We start from the raw sequence: 16,229 nt of genomic DNA on the forward strand, positions 1-16,229 counted from the left end.
TGAAGATGCACGTGCAAGGTTGCTATGCTCCATCGGTCCGGCTCGGGCAGCGGGTCGCTGTACTGAGCCTGACCCTGCTTCTGGGCGCGTGTGCCGGGACACCCTACGAAGCCGAACGGCCAGCCCCACCTGTCAAGCCTGTGCCGCAGGAGCCGGTGCAACGCGGTCCGGTCATTGCTCCACCGCCCATTCAGACGCCGCCAGCGCCGCGGGCTCCAGCCGTCCAGCGCAGCCACCCACGCTACGCTCCGCCGCCTCATGCTGCGGCGCATTGGGACAATCGGTTGGGCGTCTATGTTGTCGAAGGCAGCGAGCTGTACTATCGCGAGCGTCTTTACTATCGCTGGGATGGGCAATGGTACTGTGCCGGCAGGCCTGATGGCCCTTGGGATCCGGTCGCGCTGCCCAGCGTTCCGCCGGGGTTGCGTAATCGCTACTGACCGCTGCCAGGGCTCAGGTGTGGGGTGTTCGGTTTCTTTTTCGCAGCTCGTGCTAAAGGCCGATAGTGCGTTGCCGATAAGCAGTCAGCAGGGGCGATGCTAGATTGTCACCTGCCCCCAGCCGCATGATGAGCCTACGCCCGGAGTCGATCCATGAATGCTTCCGTCAAACGCCTCGAGGAAACCGGTAGCGCGCTGCGTGATGCGCTGGTGCAACAGGACTGGGCGGCCATCAGCGTGCTTGACCACCAATGCCGTCAGGCGGTCGAGGAGGCCATGCACGAGTCCGAGCGGGATGAGGCGCAGATACGCCAAAGCATGCAGCAGTTGCTGAGTCTTTACGGCGAGCTGGTCGGAGCCTGCCAGGCAGAGCAGCAGCGTATCGCCAACGAGCTGCTGCAACTCAATCAGTCCCAGCAGCGCGCGAAGGTATATCAACTGTTCGGCTGATCTACGGCCGTTCTGTCGAGTCACGACGGTAGCGCGTCGAAGTGCCGCAGTGGTACTTGCGACTGACCGGGCGCGTGGCTTTTTTCGGTGTTTCCCGATTTGCCGTTTACCCCAAAATTCCTGCTGAAAAGTAGGGATATAGTCGCTTAAAGGCGGCATCTCTCCCGCGACCGATAGATTTTTGACTGTCTGGCTCGCTCCTCGATTTTGTCTTTTCTTCTGATATTGCGCTGTCGGAATGCGTATCAGCGCATGTTCGTCGTGCTTCCTATGACGCCTTTAGTCGAGAATTCACGTCATAAATTTGACTCAGTTCATTTTTTTTAATTAACTAGCGGCCAATTGCCTTCGGTGTGGTCGCCTTTCTACATGGATGCGAAAACGCAGGCCTTCTTTCCAGCAATCCAAGAGCCCTATAAACAAGATGTGGCGTGATACCAAGATTTTGTTGATAGACGATGACCGTGACCGTTGCCGTGATTTGACGGTGATTCTGAACTTCCTCAGTGAAGATCACCTGGCATGTTCCAGCAGTGACTGGCGCAGCGTCGTCGACGGGCTGGACTCCAGTCGCGGGGTCATCGGGGTGTTGCTGGGGGAGGTGACGACAAAAGGTGGGGCCGTCGAGCTGCTCAAGCAGATGAATCAGTGGGACGAGAATGTCCCCTTGATCCTGATCGGCGAGCCGACTCCGGGCGACTGGCCGGAAGAACTCCGCCGCCGTGTACTGACCAGCCTGGAGATGCCGCCAAGCTACAATAAGCTGCTCGACTCGCTGCACCGGGCGCAGGTCTACCGGGAAATGTACGATCAGGCCAAGGGGCGGGGGCGACAGCGCGAACCCAATCTGTTCCGCAGTTTGGTAGGTACCAGTCGTGCCGTGCAGCACGTGCGCGAGATGATGCAGCAAGTCGCTGACACCGAAGCCAGCGTATTGATTCTGGGCGAGTCCGGCACCGGCAAGGAAGTTGTCGCGCGTAACCTGCACTATCACTCCAAGCGCCGCCAGGCTCCGTTCGTACCGGTGAACTGCGGCGCGATCCCTGCCGAGTTGCTGGAAAGCGAGCTTTTCGGCCATGAGAAGGGCGCCTTCACGGGAGCGATCACTGCGCGTGCCGGGCGTTTCGAGCTGGCCGAGGGTGGCACGCTATTTCTCGATGAAATCGGCGACATGCCGCTGCCGATGCAGGTCAAGCTGCTGCGCGTGTTGCAGGAGCGCACCTTCGAGCGCGTCGGCAGCAATCGCACGCAGAATGCCGACGTTCGCATCATTGCTGCCACCCACAAGGACCTCGAGAAGATGATCGAGGAGGGGACCTTTCGCGAGGATCTCTACTACCGTCTGAACGTCTTTCCGATCGAGATGGCCCCGCTGCGCGAGCGCGTCGAAGATATTCCGCTGCTGATGAACGAGCTGATTTCGCGCATGGAACATGAAAAGCGCGGTTCGATTCGCTTCAACTCCGCGGCAATCATGTCGCTCTGCCGTCATGATTGGCCGGGCAATATCCGTGAGCTGGCCAATCTGGTCGAGCGAATGGCCATCATGCACCCCTACGGCGTCATCGGCGTCATGGAGTTGCCGAAGAAGTTCCGTCATGTCGACGATGACGACGAGCAGTACGCCGCCAGTCTGCACGACGAGATGGAAGAGAGGGCGGCGATCAGCGCGCCGATGGCCGTTCCGGAAGCGCACGCGATGCTGCCGATCGAAGGGCTGGACCTCAAGGAGTATCTGGGCAATCTTGAGCAAGGGCTGATTCACCAGGCGCTTGAAGACGCCGGTGGTGTGGTCGCTCGTGCTGCCGAGCGGCTACGCATCCGCCGTACTACGCTAGTCGAGAAGATGCGCAAGTACGGGATGAATCGCCGCGATGAAGACAACGGCGAGCTTCACGCCGACTGACGGTTGATCGCCGGTCACCGCCGGTGGCGGGCGGTGGCCAAGGGCGAAAACCCCTGGCGTACTTTGTACGTCTCGCCTGCCAGACTGCTGTCCGCTGGCCTGCCATGCTCAGGCATGAACCTTGCTGACCGCTAGTGATCCGTTCATTTTTTGACAGACACGAGTGGAACTGTGAATTCAGCTGCCGGCCAACCCTCCGCATGTCCTGCCGATCTTCAGCGCCAGCAATCGCTGGAAGGCTTCGCTCATCTGGCAGCTCAGCTAGATGTCTCCCACGGACTGATGGAAGCACGCGTCGCCGAGCTCAAAGGTCAGCTGGACATCGCCAGTGCGCAGCGCTTGCAGGAGCTGGGCGAGAAGGAACGCCTGGCTCAGCGGTTGCAGAGCTTGCTCGACCTGTTACCTGGCGGAGTGGTGGTGATCGACGGGCACGGCACCGTGCGCGAGGCAAATCCGGTCGCCATCGAACTGCTTGGCGAGCCGTTGGAGAACCAGCTGTGGCGCGATGTCATTGCGCGATGCTTCGCTCCGCGGCGTGACGACGGGCATGAGATATCCCTGAAGAACGGCCGCAGACTGTCGATCGCTACGCGGTCGTTGCAAGGCGAGCCCGGCCAGCTGGTGCTGCTGACCGACATGACTGAAACCCGTCGCTTGCAGGATCAGCTGGCGCGTCATCAGCGGCTGTCTTCGCTTGGCCGCATGGTCGCCTCGCTGGCGCATCAGATCCGCACACCGCTGTCCGCTGCCTTGCTCTATGCCAGTCATCTGGAAGAGGGTGGGCTGAGTACGGAACAGCAGCAGCGCTTCGCTGGCCGCCTGAAGAGCCGCCTGCACGAACTGGAACATCAGGTGCGCGACATGCTGGTGTTCGCTCGTGGTGATCTGCCCCTGGAGGATCGAGTCACGCCGGCGGCACTGCTCGCCGCGCTGCGGTCGGCTGCCGACTCGCAGCTGCAGGATGTGCAGCCGCGCTGGCAGTGCGACGTGCCAGACGGGTCGTTGCTGTGCAACCGCGATACGCTGGTCGGCGCGCTGCTCAATCTGATCGAGAATGCGCTGCAGGCTGCTGGCCGCCAGGCACGCCTCAAGATTCACCTCTATGCGCGGGCGGATACGTTGCGTCTGTGCATTAGTGACAACGGCCCAGGCATCGATGCTGCACTGCTGGCGCGCCTGGGCGAGCCCTTCCTTACCACCAAGACGACAGGTACCGGGCTGGGGCTGGCGGTCGTCAAAGCTGTTGCGCGCGCCCACCACGGTGAGCTGAGGCTGTTTTCGCGTGTCGGGCGGGGAACCTGCGCTGTGTTGGTGTTGCCACTGATTTCGTCATGCGCCGAGAGCACTCCATCGTGACCGTTAGAATACTGTTGGTCGAAGATGACCGGGCGTTGCGCGAAGCCCTTGGTGATACCCTCGAGCTTGGTGGTTATCCCTATCACGCAGTGGATAGCGCCGAGGCGGCGGTTCAGGCGCTGAGCGAGGACGCGTTCGGACTGGTGATCAGCGATGTCAACATGCCGGGCATGGACGGGCACGAGCTGTTGCGCATTATCCGTCAACGTCATCCGCAGGTGCCGGTGTTGCTGATGACGGCCTTCGGCGCCGTGGAGCGGGCGGTCGACGCGATGCGCCAAGGTGCGGTGGACTATCTGCTCAAGCCTTTCGAACCCAAGGCCTTGCTGGGCCTGGTTGGCCAGCATGCCTGTGGGCGGCCGAGCGAAGACGAGCTTCAGGCGCCGGTCGCCTGCGCTCCAGTCAGTCAGCAGCTGCTGGCGTTAGCGGCGCGTGTGGCGCGGAGCGATTCCACCGTATTGATCTCCGGTGAGTCGGGCACCGGCAAGGAGGTTCTCGCGCGCTACATCCATCAGCAATCGCCACGAGCAGGCAAGTCGTTCGTAGCCATCAACTGTGCGGCGATCCCGGACAACATGCTCGAGGCCACGCTATTCGGCCACGAGAAAGGTGCCTTCACGGGGGCGGTGGCAGCGCAGCCGGGCAAGTTCGAGCTGGCGGATGGCGGTACGTTGCTGCTCGACGAGATATCCGAGATGCCGCTGGCGCTGCAGGCCAAACTGCTGCGTGTGCTGCAGGAGCGCGAGGTGGAACGGGTCGGCGGGCGCAAGCCAATCAGATTGGATATCCGCGTGTTGGCGACGACCAACCGCAACCTTCAGGATGAGGTGGCAGCAGGGCGTTTTCGAGAGGATCTGTTCTACCGGCTCTCGGTTTTCCCGCTGGCCTGGTCGCCGTTGCGCGAGCGCGCAGCGGATATCGTCCCCCTCGCTGAGCGGCTGCTGGCCAAGCATGGGCAGAAGATGCGACAGGCGCCGGTCAGGCTTTCCGACGCGGCGCGATGCTGCCTGCAGGAATACTCCTGGCCGGGAAATGTGCGCGAGCTCGACAATGCGATCCAGCGTGCGTTGATTCTTCATCAGGGCGGACTCATCGAGCCGGCCGATCTGTGCCTGGATGGCAGCGTCGGCCTCGTGGCCAGTGTGTTTGCCGCAGCCCCGATGAAGGGGCGTCCTGGCGTTGAAGAGCCTCCCGGTGGATTGGGGGATGACCTGCGTCGACGCGAATTCCAGCTGATCATCGATACGCTGCGCGCCGAGCGCGGGCGCCGCAAGGAGACAGCAGATCGCCTTGGCATCAGTCCGCGCACGCTGCGCTACAAGCTGGCGCAGATGCGCGACGCCGGCCTGGATGTCGAGGCGTCGCTCTACGCCGACTGAGACTCCGTGCCCGGGATTCGACTGTCGGGCTGCTCTGGTAAGCTGCGGCCTCCACAGTGGCGGAGGATGCAAGGTGCATGAGGAGTTCTGGCAGGAGCGCTGGGCGCGCAACGAAATCGGCTTCCACCTCAAGGAATTCAATCCCTACCTGCGTCGACACTGGTCGCGCCTTGCGCTGGCCGAAGGCGCACAGGTGCTGGTTCCCCTCTGCGGCAAGAGCCTTGATCTGATTTGGCTTGCCGGCCAGGGATTACAGGTGCTTGGTGTCGAGCTGAGTGAGCGGGCCGTCGAAGCCTTCTTTGCCGAGCAGGGTTTGCAGCCGACGGTCACTCGACAGGCAGCGTTCAGAATCTACCGGTGCGGCTCCTTGGAGATTCGTTGTGGCGACTTCTTCGAACTCGGCGTCGAGGATGTCGCTGGATGTCGGGCGTTCTATGACCGCGCTGCGCTCATCGCGTTACCGCCAGAGATGCGCCGCCGCTACACCGAACACCTGGCGCGCATCCTGCCGGACGGTTGTCAGGGGCTGTTGATCACTCTCGACTATGATCAGTCACAGATGGCGGGGCCGCCGTTCGCCGTCGACGATGTTGAGGTAAACCGGTTGCTGGGGGCGTTCTGCCACGTGCAGCTTCTGGAGCAGGAGGATGTGCTGCAGCAGAACTGGAAGTTTCTCCAGCGCGGGCTCGAACGACTGCACGAAAGCACCTATCTGCTGCGGAAATGCACTGCCTGACGTCACGGGAGCGCTGAGCTCTCTAACCCGTCGCTAGCGTTCGGCGTGCAGTCGGCGGATGAAGCTGTCCGCTTCATCGATGGCGCGCTGCATCTCGGCGACCAGCTGATCGACATTACCCTGTAGCGTGCGGTACTCGCCGTGCAAGGCGCTAATGGCGCGGGCGTTCAGGTTGTGCTTGAGAAACAGTACCTGGTCGTGCAACACGCTGAGCACTGGCGCGATGCGTTGCTCGGCCGCTTTCATGCGTCTCAGCAGGGTACGGTATTCACTGCGCGTACGGCTCAGCTCACTCGCACTGGCGCGCTTCAGGCTGGCATTGCTGTACTGCTGCAGTTCGTCTTCCCATTCGTCGAACAACGCCTCGGCGACATCCTCTACGGCATCAATACGCGCGCGTACGTCGTTTGCGGCAGCGACGCTGGCTTCGTACTCGTCGCTCAGCGCTTCGTAGCGTTTCTCCAGATCCCCGCCTTTGACCTGGACGACGCTGCGATAGCGCTCCAGGGCGTCCTTGAACTGCTGTTTGGCGTCCTGCTGTGAGTCGCGGGCATCCTCGACACGATCGACCAGAATGTCGCGTTTATGAATGCCGGCTTTCTCCATGGCGGAGTAGTAGGCGCTTTGACAGCCGCTGATGCTGAGCATGACGCAGCAGGCGAGAATGAGTCGGCGCATGGCAGTTCCTTGTGCGGGGAAGATGAAGAATAGACAAACAAAAAGGGCGACCTGCGTCGCCCTGGTTCATCCGATCGAGATCAGCCGCGCTGGCGCAGTGCCTCGATGCGGTCGTCGAGCGAAGGGTGGGTCATGAACAGGCCGGCCATGCCGTGCTTCAGTGCGCCGTTGATGCCGAACGCCTTGAGGCTGTCGGGCATCTGGACCGGTACGCCCTGTTCCACTTGCAGGCGTCGCAGGGCGCCAATCATGGCCTGAGTGCCGGCCAGCTGAGCACCGGCTTCGTCGGCGCGATATTCGCGTTTGCGCGAGAACCACATGACGATGATGCTGGCGAGAATGCCTAGCACCAGCTCGGCGAAGATGGTTGCGATGATGTAGCCGATCCCGTGACCTTCTTCGTTCTTGAGAATGGCCTTGTCGACGAAATTGCCGAAGATTCGCGCAAAGAACATCACGAAGGTGTTCACCACGCCCTGGATCAGCGCGAGGGTAACCATGTCACCGTTAGCCACGTGGCCGATCTCGTGGGCCAGTACGGCTTTCACTTCATCGGGCGAGAAGCGCTCCAGCAGACCCTGACTGACCGCAACCAGGGCGTCGTTCTTGTTCCAGCCGGTGGCGAAGGCATTGGCCTCGTAGGCTGGGAAGATACCGACTTCGGGCATCTTGATGCCGGCGTCGCGGGACAGTTGCTCCACGGTCTGCAACAGCCACTGCTCGTGACGTGTGCGCGGTTGACTGATGATCTCGGTACGAGTGCTCATCTTCGCCATCCACTTGGAAATGAATAGCGAAACCAGCGAGCCGGCAAAGCCGAAGACTGCGCAGAAGGCAAGCAGGCTGCCGTAATTCTGGCCGGTGTAGCGATCGACCCCGAGTACCTTGAGGGTGACGCTGGCGATCAGCAGCACCGCAATGTTGGTGGCCAGGAACAGGAAAATGCGCATCATGGTTGCGGCTGACTCCAGGGAAACATTGGAAGAACGATAGGCTATATAAGGTGCGGCCTAGGGCTATTCAACCAGGCGACTATTTCAAGCTATGTCGCCTATCAGGCCTAATCGTCATGCCGGAGCGAGGTCAGGCTGCTTTCGAAGAGCAACCCGGCCAGGCGGGCGAGGCGGTCGCCGTGACCACTTTTCAGTGCGTCACGCAGCTGGTGGGCCAGGCTCGCATGTACGCGTCGAACGCTCGGCGGTAAGGCTTCGGCGGCAGGTGGCAAATCTGGGACCGCACGGGTCAGGCGCTGGAACGCTTTTTCGGTAAGCACCGCCTGATCCAGGGCCTGGAACTGGATCGTGCTATCGAAGCGCAGGTAGCCTTCCTCGGCCAACCACAGCATGGCGCCCAGACAGCTCTGGTGGCGCTTGCTCGGCAGGCCGAATTCGTCCGGCTCCTCATGACCGATCAGATCCTCGACATATAGCGCAACCTTGCGCGGGAAGGCCTGATAAAGCATCAGCAGGCCTGCTGCAGCGTCCCTGTAGAAATCGTCGATGTGTAGATCCATGCGTTTACTGGTGGTACGTCTTGAGGAAGTTGCCGATCCGGCCGATCGCCTGCTCCAGATCGTCCACGCGGGGAAGGGTGACCACGCGGAAGTGATCTGGCCACGGCCAGTTGAAGGCGGTGCCCTGGACGATCAGCAGTTTTTCGGCCAGCAGCAGGTCGAGGACGAACTTCTCGTCGTTGTGGATCGGGCACCTCTTAGGATCGATCCGCGGAAAGGCGTAGAGCGCGCCCATGGGCTTGACGCAGCTGATGCCGGGGATGTCGTTAAGCAGTTCCCAGGTGCGGTTGCGCTGCTCGAGAAGGCGGCCGGGGGGTAATACCAGGTCGTTGATGCTCTGGTAGCCACCCAGTGCGGTCTGGATGGCATGCTGCGCCGGCACGTTGGCGCACAGGCGCATGTTGGCGAGGATATCCAGGCCTTCGATGTAGCTATGCGCCTTGTGCTTGGGTCCGGAAATCGCCACCCAGCCGGAGCGGAAGCCAGCGACGCGATAGGACTTCGACAAACCGTTGAAGGTCAGACAGAGCACGTCCGGTGCCAGCGACGCTGTGGAAATGTGCACCGCGTCGTCGTAGAGGATCTTGTCGTAGATCTCGTCGGAGAAGAGCACCAGCTTGTGCTGGCGCGCCAGTTCGACCATGCCTTCCAGCACTTCCCTGGGATAGACCGCGCCGGTGGGGTTGTTCGGATTGATCAGCACCAGCGCCTTGGTGTTGGGGGTGATCTTGGCTTTGATGTCGGCGAGATCTGGCCACCAGTTGGCCTGTTCGTCACACAGATAGTGCACCGGCTTGCCACCGGCCAGACTCACGGCAGCGGTCCATAGAGGGTAGTCCGGCGCCGGGATCAGAACTTCGTCGCCATTGTTCAGCAACGCCTGCATGGACATGACGATGAGCTCGGACACGCCGTTGCCGAGGTAGATGTCCTCGATACCGATGCCTTCCACCTGCTTCTGCTGGTAGTACTGCATGATCGCCTTGCGGGCGCTGAACAACCCTTTCGAGTCGCTGTAGCCCTGAGCGGTAGGCAGGTTACGAATCACATCCTGCAGAATTTCCTCAGGGGCCTCGAAACCGAACGGTGCCGGGTTGCCGATGTTCAGCTTGAGGATGCGGTGGCCTTCCTCTTCCAGGCGTTTGGCGTGCCGTAGCACTGGCCCGCGGATGTCGTAGCAGACATTGGCGAGCTTGTTCGATTTGCTGACCTGCATGATCCTGAGTGTCCCGAAGTGAAAACGCGCCAGCTCCGGAGTGGCTGGCCACGTTTGGCATGAACCCGGGCGCCTTGGCAGTCGGAAACCCCGCTGCCAGACTAGGCGTCGAAGAGCCACGCATGATACGTGCGGCCTGATCACCGGAAAAGGTACAGATCGGCCTTTTTTACGCGGAGGAGTGTATCGATGGACAAGCTGGAGAAACCGCTCGAAGTCTGGCGCGAAGAGCTCTCCGACGAGCAATTCCAGATCTGTCGCCTCGGTGCGACCGAGCGTCCGTTTACTGGCAGGTACAACGACACCAGAACGCCCGGTATCTACCGTTGCGCCTGTTGCAGCGCGCCGCTGTTCGACGCCGATGCCAAGTTCGATTCTGGTTGTGGCTGGCCTAGTTACTTCCAGCCTGTGAGCGACACGGCGATTACCAGCCTGGATGATTACAGCCACGGCATGCATCGCATAGAGGTTCGTTGTGCCTGTTGTGACGCGCACCTAGGTCATGTGTTCCCCGATGGCCCGCACCCGACAGGGTTGCGTTACTGCATCAACTCGGCGTCCCTCGATCTCGAGCCCCGCGAGACTTGACGCTCGACAGCAAGGAGCAGCGCATGCCCGATCCACTTTTCGCTATCCCCTGCATCACCATCGAGGGCGAGCGCAAAACGCTTGCCGATTACGATGCCAAGGTTCTGCTGGTGGTCAATACGGCGAGCCAATGCGGTTTTACGCCGCAGTACAAAGGGTTGGAAGAACTCTGGCAGCGCTATCGTGAGCGTGGCCTGGTGGTGCTCGGCTTTCCGTGCAACCAATTCGGCAAGCAGGAACCGGGCAGTGGTGCGGAGATCGTTGCATTTTGCGAGCGGCGCTTCGGCGTTACGTTCCCGCTGTTCGCCAAGGTGGAAGTCAACGGTGCCGACGCACATCCGCTGTTTGCAGAGCTGAAGAAGCGTGCACCCGGCTTGCTGGGCAGCAAGGCAATCAAGTGGAACTTCACCAAGTTCCTGATCGCGGATCAGGGGCGTGTGGTCAGACGGTTCTCTTCCAGCACGGCGCCGCAGACGCTTGCGGCGCAAGTTGAAGCGCTGCTGTAAGCGGGCGCTACACCAGTATTTCCGGCCAACAGCCTGCCATTGTCGAGGAGCGGCATGCCGGCCTTCAGCAGTTCGGCCGTTGCCTTACGGAGTTGTCGATGGATATCGAGTTGAAAGCTTTCCTGGAGCGAGCCGAGACGTTGATGCGGCGCGTCGAGCCACTGCTGCCGATGCCGCGTGAGGTGATCGACTGGCGGGTGACATTCGCTGCGCGTTGGCAGCGTGACGCACGCGGGGGTTGGCTGCTGCCGTTGCGCGTGAACCTCGATCTGTCGCTGGATGACCTGATCGGCGTCGATCGCCAGCGCGACCTGCTGGCGGCTAATACACGCCAGTTCGTTGCCGGGCTGCCGGCTAACCATGTGTTGCTCTGGGGCGCTCGCGGCACTGGCAAGTCGTCGTTGATCCGCGCCTTGCTGGCTGAGTATGCCGAGGCGGGCCTGCGGCTGATTGAGATCGAGCGGGACCACCTGGCTGATCTGCCCAGGCTGGTCGAGGTCCTTGCCGGCCAGCAGCACGCGTTCGTGGTGTTCTGCGACGATCTGTCCTTCGAGGCAGGCGAAGGGGACTATCGTGTGCTCAAGAGCGTGCTGGATGGCTCGCTGGAGCGCGCACCGGAGAACGTATTGCTGTATGCCACCTCCAATCGTCGCCATCTCGTGCCGGAGCGTCAGAGCGACAATGAGAACTGGCAGATGGTCGACGGCGAGCTGCACCCCAATGAGGCGGTGGAGGACAAAATCGCGTTGTCCGATCGTTTCGGGTTATGGCTGTCGTTCTATCCGTTCAGCCAAGAGCATTATCTGCGCGTGGTACAGCACTGGATCGGCTCGCTGGCCCGGCGTGTGGAACTCGTCTGGACGTGGGACGAGGCGCTGGAGAAAGAGGCGATTCGCTGGGCGACGAGCCGGGGTAACCGCAATGGGCGCTGTGCCTATCAGTTCGCCCGCCAGTGGGTTGGTGTGCGCCTGCTGCAGACCCAGGCGTCGCGCGCCGACTGAGCGTCATGCAGACGCAGAATAAACGTCGCATGACACTCGCGCGCTTGCTGCTCAGGCGTTGGCTGTCTTGCCCATTTCCAACAGTTTGGCGGTCATTCGTTGTTCGCTGGGTAGGAGGCCGGCGAGCGAGGGCAGGGCTTTCATTCGGGCATAGTGCGCGCTGAGGGCAGGCCAGCGCGTGGCATCCAGCTGTTCGCCGCCGTGCTCCATGTTGATCAACTGGCTGGCGATGGCGATATCGGCCAGTGATAGCCGTTCGCCAACGAAATGAGCCTGCTGGCCTAGTTGTCGTTCGAGGTAATCGAAGTGCGGCGGGAGTTTCTCATGCAGGGCGGTCTGCACGAACTCCTCGTTGCATGGATGTCCGGTGCTGGGTTTCAGCACGCGGTTGCGGAAGATGCCAAAGGTGGTCAGCGGTGCCAGCTCGTAATCGGCGTACTTTTCCAGCCAGCGGATCTGCCCGCGAGCCCTTGCGTCATGCTCGTAGAGGCGCAGCGTATCGGTATAGGCATCTTCCAGGTACTGGCAGATCACGCTCGAGTCGGCGAGGGTGACGTCACCGTCCCGCAGCGCCGGGATACGGCCGAGGGGATTGAGCTGCAGGTACCACTCCGGCGGGGTGAATGGCATCACCATCTCCAGCTGATAATCGAGCCCTTTTTCCAGCAGGCAGAGTCGGACTTTGCGTACAAATGGCGAAAGGGGGGCCCCGAAGACGGTCAGTGCCATTGTCGTTCTCCGTAAAAGGGAAGCGTGTTAGTAGACATTGTTTTTCTTCCAGAGATCTTCGTCGTCAAACGCCTTCATGCCTTCGGTCAGTTCGCTCGGCTCGTCTGCATTCGGGCGGACCTGCGTCAGTACCAAGGTATTGGCGTGGTCGAGGAGGTTTTCCAACTGCTTAAGCTGCGCCTGATACTCCGCTGCCGCGGGTTGCTTGCGGATGTGCTGAATGGCGCGCTCGAATGCCAGGCGGGCACGCTGTGGCAGGTTCTGCTGCAATGCCTGCTTGCCAAGGCCGGCGAAGTACTCGATGTGCAGCACGGCGAGCAGGCGCTGGATTTCGCGGACCCATTGCCGGCCCTCTTCCTGGGTCAGCAGGCTGTCTTTGACCGCACGAGCGATCTGCGCATGCAGATCCTCAAGCATGAAGCGCACTTCCTTTACCTGCGCTTCGTTGACGATCTGACGGGGCGGGTTGCGGACGGCGATGGCTTGGTTCTGCGCAATATCGGCGCGCAAGCTCTGGATACGACTGGTTAGCTGGTCATTGCTGCGCTCGAGTGGCAGCAGGCGCTCACTGAGGTTCAGTTCGATGCGAGCAAGGACCCGTTTGAGCGCGGGTGTCATCATCTGGCCAGGCAGGGATTCGCTCAGATCGCTGCAGCGCCGCCGACGGTCATTCAGGTCGGCGCGCAATCGGGCTTTCTCCAGATTCCTTCGTTCGACGAGCTGATTGATATAGCCGATACCGACAAGAAGAAAAACGCCGACGACGACTAGCCCGGTGATCATTAAGGGAGACACGTATTGCACCTCACACCGCTGATTTTTGCGTCTGAGTGTAGTGGCTGGGGTGGCAGGGTGATAGCTCTGATCTGCAGTACTCTTGGATCGCGATTTTTTTTGGGGAGCGGGGTTGACGGTTTATTGGAGCGTCTCTAGAATGCGCGCCACTTGCAGCGTGAAGCACCAAACGAAACGCTGCGAGCCGGAAGAAAGGCTGTAGTTTCCGGGGTGTGTCCCCTTCGTCTAGTGGCCTAGGACACCGCCCTTTCACGGCGGTAACAGGGGTTCGAGTCCCCTAGGGGACGCCAAGTTTGCGGGAATAGCTCAGTTGGTAGAGCACGACCTTGCCAAGGTCGGGGTCGCGAGTTCGAGTCTCGTTTCCCGCTCCAAATTCGCTTCAGGCCGCTAATTGGCTTGAAGAAAGAGAAAGCGACCTAGGGTCGCTTTTTTTTTGCTTGAAAATTCTTCTGCCTACCCGCGCGATTCTGGCTATTCCGGCTGTTTTATGGCGGCACCGTGCTTTTCGTGGTCGGACAAAGTGCAGCTATGTCGCTCTAGCGGGGCAGATATCCGCTATCGAAGCTTCTGTTCGGTTCAGGTGTACTTGGTGAATATGCCGCGTACACGATCCAGTGCGGCGCCTGTGTCCTGATTCTGATCGAGCAGCGCTTCCTCCAGCAGGCAGGTCAGCATCAGCCGGTAACTTTTGTCCAGCGCGCTACGGGCCGCGGAGAATTGCTGGGCAATAGCCTCGCATTCCTCGCCGCGCTTGATCATTGCCTGGATTCCGCGGATTTGCCCTTCGACTCTGGCCAGCCTCTTGAGCATAGCCTGCTGCTGATCCTGAAGGTCGGTTATCGATGCTGCCTGGTCTTCCATGGTTACCTCGGCGGGAAGAGAGCGAACGAAACACCCGCTGCTGTGTATGAAGTGAACAGGTACGGATACGGGTAGGGGCATCCTAGCGAGAGCGATCAGTGTTGACTACCTGTGCGTTGACAAGCGGTTACCTTTACAATATATAAATAAACATATTGTAATTTGTGAAATCGATTGTAATGAAACTCGATTGTCCAGAGCTGGATATCCAGCAATTACGCGCCAATGCGGCGGCTGCAGGGCGGCTCCTCAAGGCTCTCGCCAATCCGGACCGGCTCCTTCTGTTGTGTCAGTTGACCCAAGGCGAGCGAAACGTCAGCGAAATCGAAAGACTGCTGGGGATTCAGCAGCCCACCTTATCGCAGCAGCTCGGCGTGTTGCGGCGCGAGGGGCTGGTAGAAACCCGGCGCGAAGGGAAACAGATCTACTACCGGATCAGCAGTCCGCAAGCGCTGGCGGTAATTACCACCCTCTATGAGCTTTTCTGCGGGAGAGAGCAGCAATGATTATCGACTGGGCGAACTTCACCCCGTGGACGGCGCTGGCCGGCGGTGCCCTGATCGGGCTCGCGGCGAGTCTGTTCGTCGCGTTGAACGGGCGCATCGCCGGCATCAGCGGGCTGCTTGCCAGCACGTTGGAACGAGGCGCCGAAGGACGGGGCGAGAAGGCATTGTTCATCTTCGGCGTGCTGCTGGCGCCGCTGCTGTGGATGACCGCTGGCGCGTTACCGGAGATGGAGTTTCAAACGAACTGGCTGGGATTGCTGATTGCGGGCCTGTTGGTCGGCGTAGGAACACGCTACGGCTCAGGCTGCACCAGCGGGCACGGCGTCTGCGGGATCTCGCGTCTTTCGCCACGCTCCATCGTCGCAACGCTGGTCTTCATGGCGGCCGGATTCGCAACCGTCTTTGTTCTACGTCATCTTTTCGGGGGTTGATCATGCGCAAACTGACTGCGTTTGCCGCCGGGCTGCTGTTCGGTCTCGGCCTGTTGCTCTCCGGGATGGCCAATCCGGCTAAGGTGATCGGCTTTCTGGATCTGGCGGGTGCGTGGGATCCCTCGCTTGCGCTGGTGATGGCCGGAGCCATTGGCGTTGCGGTACTACCGTTTACCTGGGCGCGACGCAGGGAGCGGACGCTTCTCGATGCGCCGATGCGCCTGCCCGAGAAGCGCGAACTGGATCGGCGCTTGATCGGCGGGAGCCTGGTATTCGGTATCGGTTGGGGCGTTGCAGGGATCTGTCCGGGGCCGGCGCTCGCCGTGCTGCTTTCCGGACGGTGGGAGGTCGTGCTGTTCGTTCTCGCCATGCTCGGCGGAATGCTGCTTTTTACTGCGCTGGAGAGCCGGCGCGCGCATTGACCTGGAGGTCACTATGAAAACCAACGTAGGAACAATCGATCGTACCGTGCGGATCGTCGTCGGGCTGCTGCTGATCGGCCTGACGCTGGGTGGTGTGATCGGCATGTGGGGCTGGATTGGCGTGCTGCCGCTGGCGACCGGAATCTTCCGCTTCTGTCCGGCTTACGGACTGCTGGGCATCAAGACCTGCAAAACCAAACTCTGAGTTTCTCGCCCGCTGCGTGCCGTCCTGGGCCAGCAGCGGGCGCCCTGTTCGCCTCTTCGTTCAGTAGCGCATGTCGATACTGATCGTCGTCACTTCGTCGGCAGAAACATCGAACGCGCTGTCCTCGAACGCGGGCGGTCCCATCACTTTGGGGTTGTTCGACAGGCCATAGCCTTCGGCGGGAAACATGCCGAAACGGCGGTCGAGTTCGCCGTTCGCGTTCTCATCGTGATACGCCATGATCGCGTAGCGTCCCGGCGGTACGTCCCTGAGCGTCAGCGTCACGTCGCCCGCGGTGGCGGGCGCCTGCTTGGTGGCGAAGGACTTGGCTTCCTTGCGAAACGTTTTTGGGCTCGCATATAGCCCGACTCGCACATTACCTTTCTCATGCGCGACGCCCACAAGTGTGATCCTGAGCTCCTGTGCCTGGGCAAGCCCCATTCCGCAAATGCCGACGCCAACCAGCAGCGCCCATGTCTTTAGCTTCATCTTCACCTCTGCAGGTTGGGTA

General features: G+C 60.9%; 21 protein-coding genes and 2 tRNA genes. 15 read left to right on the plus strand and 8 right to left on the minus strand.

Annotation, left to right across the window (positions count from 1 at the left end):
• The first annotated feature begins 5 nt into the window (after positions 1-5).
• The 6 genes from N8H22_RS17190 (at position 6) to N8H22_RS17215 (ending at position 6,267) form a co-directional block, all read left to right on the plus strand.
• Positions 6-440: a hypothetical protein gene (locus tag N8H22_RS17190; protein ID WP_264591721.1), complete on the plus strand. Its 435-nt coding sequence runs from the start codon at positions 6-8 to the stop codon at positions 438-440.
• Between the two features lie 153 nt (positions 441-593).
• Entirely contained in the window at positions 594-890 is a 297-nt protein-coding gene (locus N8H22_RS17195; RefSeq protein ID WP_264591722.1) for a flagellar protein FliT, read from the plus strand.
• A 424-nt stretch (positions 891-1,314) separates the two neighbouring features.
• Positions 1,315-2,796 (plus strand): sigma-54 dependent transcriptional regulator, encoded by a 1,482-nt coding sequence (locus tag N8H22_RS17200; protein WP_264591723.1) that lies wholly within the window; start codon positions 1,315-1,317, stop codon positions 2,794-2,796.
• 231 nt (positions 2,797-3,027) lie between these two features.
• On the plus strand, positions 3,028-4,152 hold the full coding sequence (locus N8H22_RS17205) for an ATP-binding protein (protein ID WP_264591802.1): 1,125 nt from the start codon (positions 3,028-3,030) through the stop codon (positions 4,150-4,152).
• A complete protein-coding gene (locus tag N8H22_RS17210; protein WP_264591724.1) occupies positions 4,149-5,531 on the plus strand; it encodes a sigma-54 dependent transcriptional regulator in 1,383 nt (460 codons plus the stop codon). Before N8H22_RS17205 ends, N8H22_RS17210 begins: the two co-directional genes overlap by 4 nt.
• 73 nt (positions 5,532-5,604) lie before the next feature.
• Entirely contained in the window at positions 5,605-6,267 is a 663-nt protein-coding gene (locus tag N8H22_RS17215) for a thiopurine S-methyltransferase (protein ID WP_264591725.1), read from the plus strand.
• A gap of 33 nt (positions 6,268-6,300) precedes the next feature.
• Here N8H22_RS17215 and N8H22_RS17220 read toward each other — a convergent pair whose 3' ends face one another.
• The 4 genes from N8H22_RS17220 to N8H22_RS17235 all read right to left on the minus strand — a co-directional run bounded on the left by N8H22_RS17220 (position 6,301) and on the right by N8H22_RS17235 (position 9,674).
• Positions 6,301-6,945 carry a DUF2959 domain-containing protein gene (locus N8H22_RS17220; protein ID WP_264591726.1) on the minus strand — a complete coding sequence of 215 codons (645 nt, stop codon included), beginning with the start codon at positions 6,943-6,945 and terminating at the stop codon, positions 6,301-6,303.
• Positions 6,946-7,025: 80 nt separating this feature from the next.
• Complete coding sequence (htpX, locus tag N8H22_RS17225; RefSeq protein WP_264591727.1) at positions 7,026-7,898, minus strand: protease HtpX; 873 nt, start codon at positions 7,896-7,898, stop codon at positions 7,026-7,028.
• A gap of 107 nt (positions 7,899-8,005) precedes the next feature.
• Positions 8,006-8,458 (minus strand): hypothetical protein, encoded by a 453-nt coding sequence (locus N8H22_RS17230; protein ID WP_264591728.1) that lies wholly within the window; start codon positions 8,456-8,458, stop codon positions 8,006-8,008.
• Positions 8,459-8,462: 4 nt separating this feature from the next.
• Positions 8,463-9,674 (minus strand): pyridoxal phosphate-dependent aminotransferase, encoded by a 1,212-nt coding sequence (locus N8H22_RS17235; RefSeq protein ID WP_264591729.1) that lies wholly within the window; start codon positions 9,672-9,674, stop codon positions 8,463-8,465.
• A gap of 189 nt (positions 9,675-9,863) precedes the next feature.
• On the opposite strand from N8H22_RS17235, the gene msrB reads away from it, so the two are divergent.
• The 3 genes from msrB (at position 9,864) to N8H22_RS17250 (ending at position 11,769) form a co-directional block, all read left to right on the plus strand.
• Complete coding sequence (gene msrB, locus N8H22_RS17240; protein WP_264591730.1) at positions 9,864-10,262, plus strand: peptide-methionine (R)-S-oxide reductase MsrB; 399 nt, start codon at positions 9,864-9,866, stop codon at positions 10,260-10,262.
• A gap of 23 nt (positions 10,263-10,285) precedes the next feature.
• Positions 10,286-10,768 carry a glutathione peroxidase gene (locus N8H22_RS17245; protein WP_264591803.1) on the plus strand — a complete coding sequence of 161 codons (483 nt, stop codon included), beginning with the start codon at positions 10,286-10,288 and terminating at the stop codon, positions 10,766-10,768.
• Positions 10,769-10,866: 98 nt separating this feature from the next.
• Entirely contained in the window at positions 10,867-11,769 is a 903-nt protein-coding gene (locus N8H22_RS17250; protein WP_264591731.1) for an ATP-binding protein, read from the plus strand.
• A gap of 51 nt (positions 11,770-11,820) precedes the next feature.
• Here the strand turns inward: N8H22_RS17250 and N8H22_RS17255 are convergent, their stop codons facing one another.
• Positions 11,821-12,498, minus strand: a complete 678-nt coding sequence (locus tag N8H22_RS17255; RefSeq protein WP_264591732.1) for a glutathione S-transferase family protein — start codon at positions 12,496-12,498, stop codon at positions 11,821-11,823.
• Positions 12,499-12,525: 27 nt separating this feature from the next.
• A complete protein-coding gene (locus tag N8H22_RS17260; RefSeq protein WP_264591804.1) occupies positions 12,526-13,281 on the minus strand; it encodes a hypothetical protein in 756 nt (251 codons plus the stop codon).
• A 226-nt stretch (positions 13,282-13,507) separates the two neighbouring features.
• Between N8H22_RS17260 and N8H22_RS17265 the strand changes: the two genes are divergently transcribed.
• A tRNA-Glu gene (locus N8H22_RS17265) sits at positions 13,508-13,583 on the plus strand.
• 5 nt (positions 13,584-13,588) lie between these two features.
• Positions 13,589-13,664, plus strand: a tRNA-Gly gene (locus N8H22_RS17270).
• A 205-nt stretch (positions 13,665-13,869) separates the two neighbouring features.
• Here N8H22_RS17270 and N8H22_RS17275 read toward each other — a convergent pair.
• Positions 13,870-14,154 (minus strand): metal-sensing transcriptional repressor, encoded by a 285-nt coding sequence (locus N8H22_RS17275; RefSeq protein ID WP_264591733.1) that lies wholly within the window; start codon positions 14,152-14,154, stop codon positions 13,870-13,872.
• Positions 14,155-14,333: 179 nt separating this feature from the next.
• On the opposite strand from N8H22_RS17275, the gene N8H22_RS17280 reads away from it, so the two are divergent.
• Genes N8H22_RS17280 through N8H22_RS17295 form a run of 4 tightly spaced genes read left to right on the plus strand, consistent with a single transcriptional unit; the run spans position 14,334 to position 15,718 of the window.
• A complete protein-coding gene (locus tag N8H22_RS17280) occupies positions 14,334-14,660 on the plus strand; it encodes a metalloregulator ArsR/SmtB family transcription factor (RefSeq protein ID WP_264591734.1) in 327 nt (108 codons plus the stop codon).
• On the plus strand, positions 14,657-15,091 hold the full coding sequence (locus N8H22_RS17285) for a YeeE/YedE family protein (RefSeq protein WP_264591735.1): 435 nt from the start codon (positions 14,657-14,659) through the stop codon (positions 15,089-15,091). Before N8H22_RS17280 ends, N8H22_RS17285 begins: the two co-directional genes overlap by 4 nt.
• A 2-nt stretch (positions 15,092-15,093) precedes the next feature.
• On the plus strand, positions 15,094-15,513 hold the full coding sequence (locus N8H22_RS17290; protein WP_264591736.1) for a YeeE/YedE family protein: 420 nt from the start codon (positions 15,094-15,096) through the stop codon (positions 15,511-15,513).
• Positions 15,514-15,526: 13 nt separating this feature from the next.
• Positions 15,527-15,718 carry a DUF2892 domain-containing protein gene (locus N8H22_RS17295; RefSeq protein WP_264591737.1) on the plus strand — a complete coding sequence of 64 codons (192 nt, stop codon included), beginning with the start codon at positions 15,527-15,529 and terminating at the stop codon, positions 15,716-15,718.
• A gap of 60 nt (positions 15,719-15,778) precedes the next feature.
• Here N8H22_RS17295 and N8H22_RS17300 read toward each other — a convergent pair whose 3' ends face one another.
• Positions 15,779-16,207 (minus strand): DUF2141 domain-containing protein, encoded by a 429-nt coding sequence (locus N8H22_RS17300; protein ID WP_264591738.1) that lies wholly within the window; start codon positions 16,205-16,207, stop codon positions 15,779-15,781.
• Positions 16,208-16,229 lie beyond the last annotated feature (22 nt).

This window comes from Stutzerimonas sp. S1, from assembly GCF_025966695.1.
Taxonomy (GTDB): Bacteria; Pseudomonadota; Gammaproteobacteria; order Pseudomonadales; family Pseudomonadaceae; genus Stutzerimonas.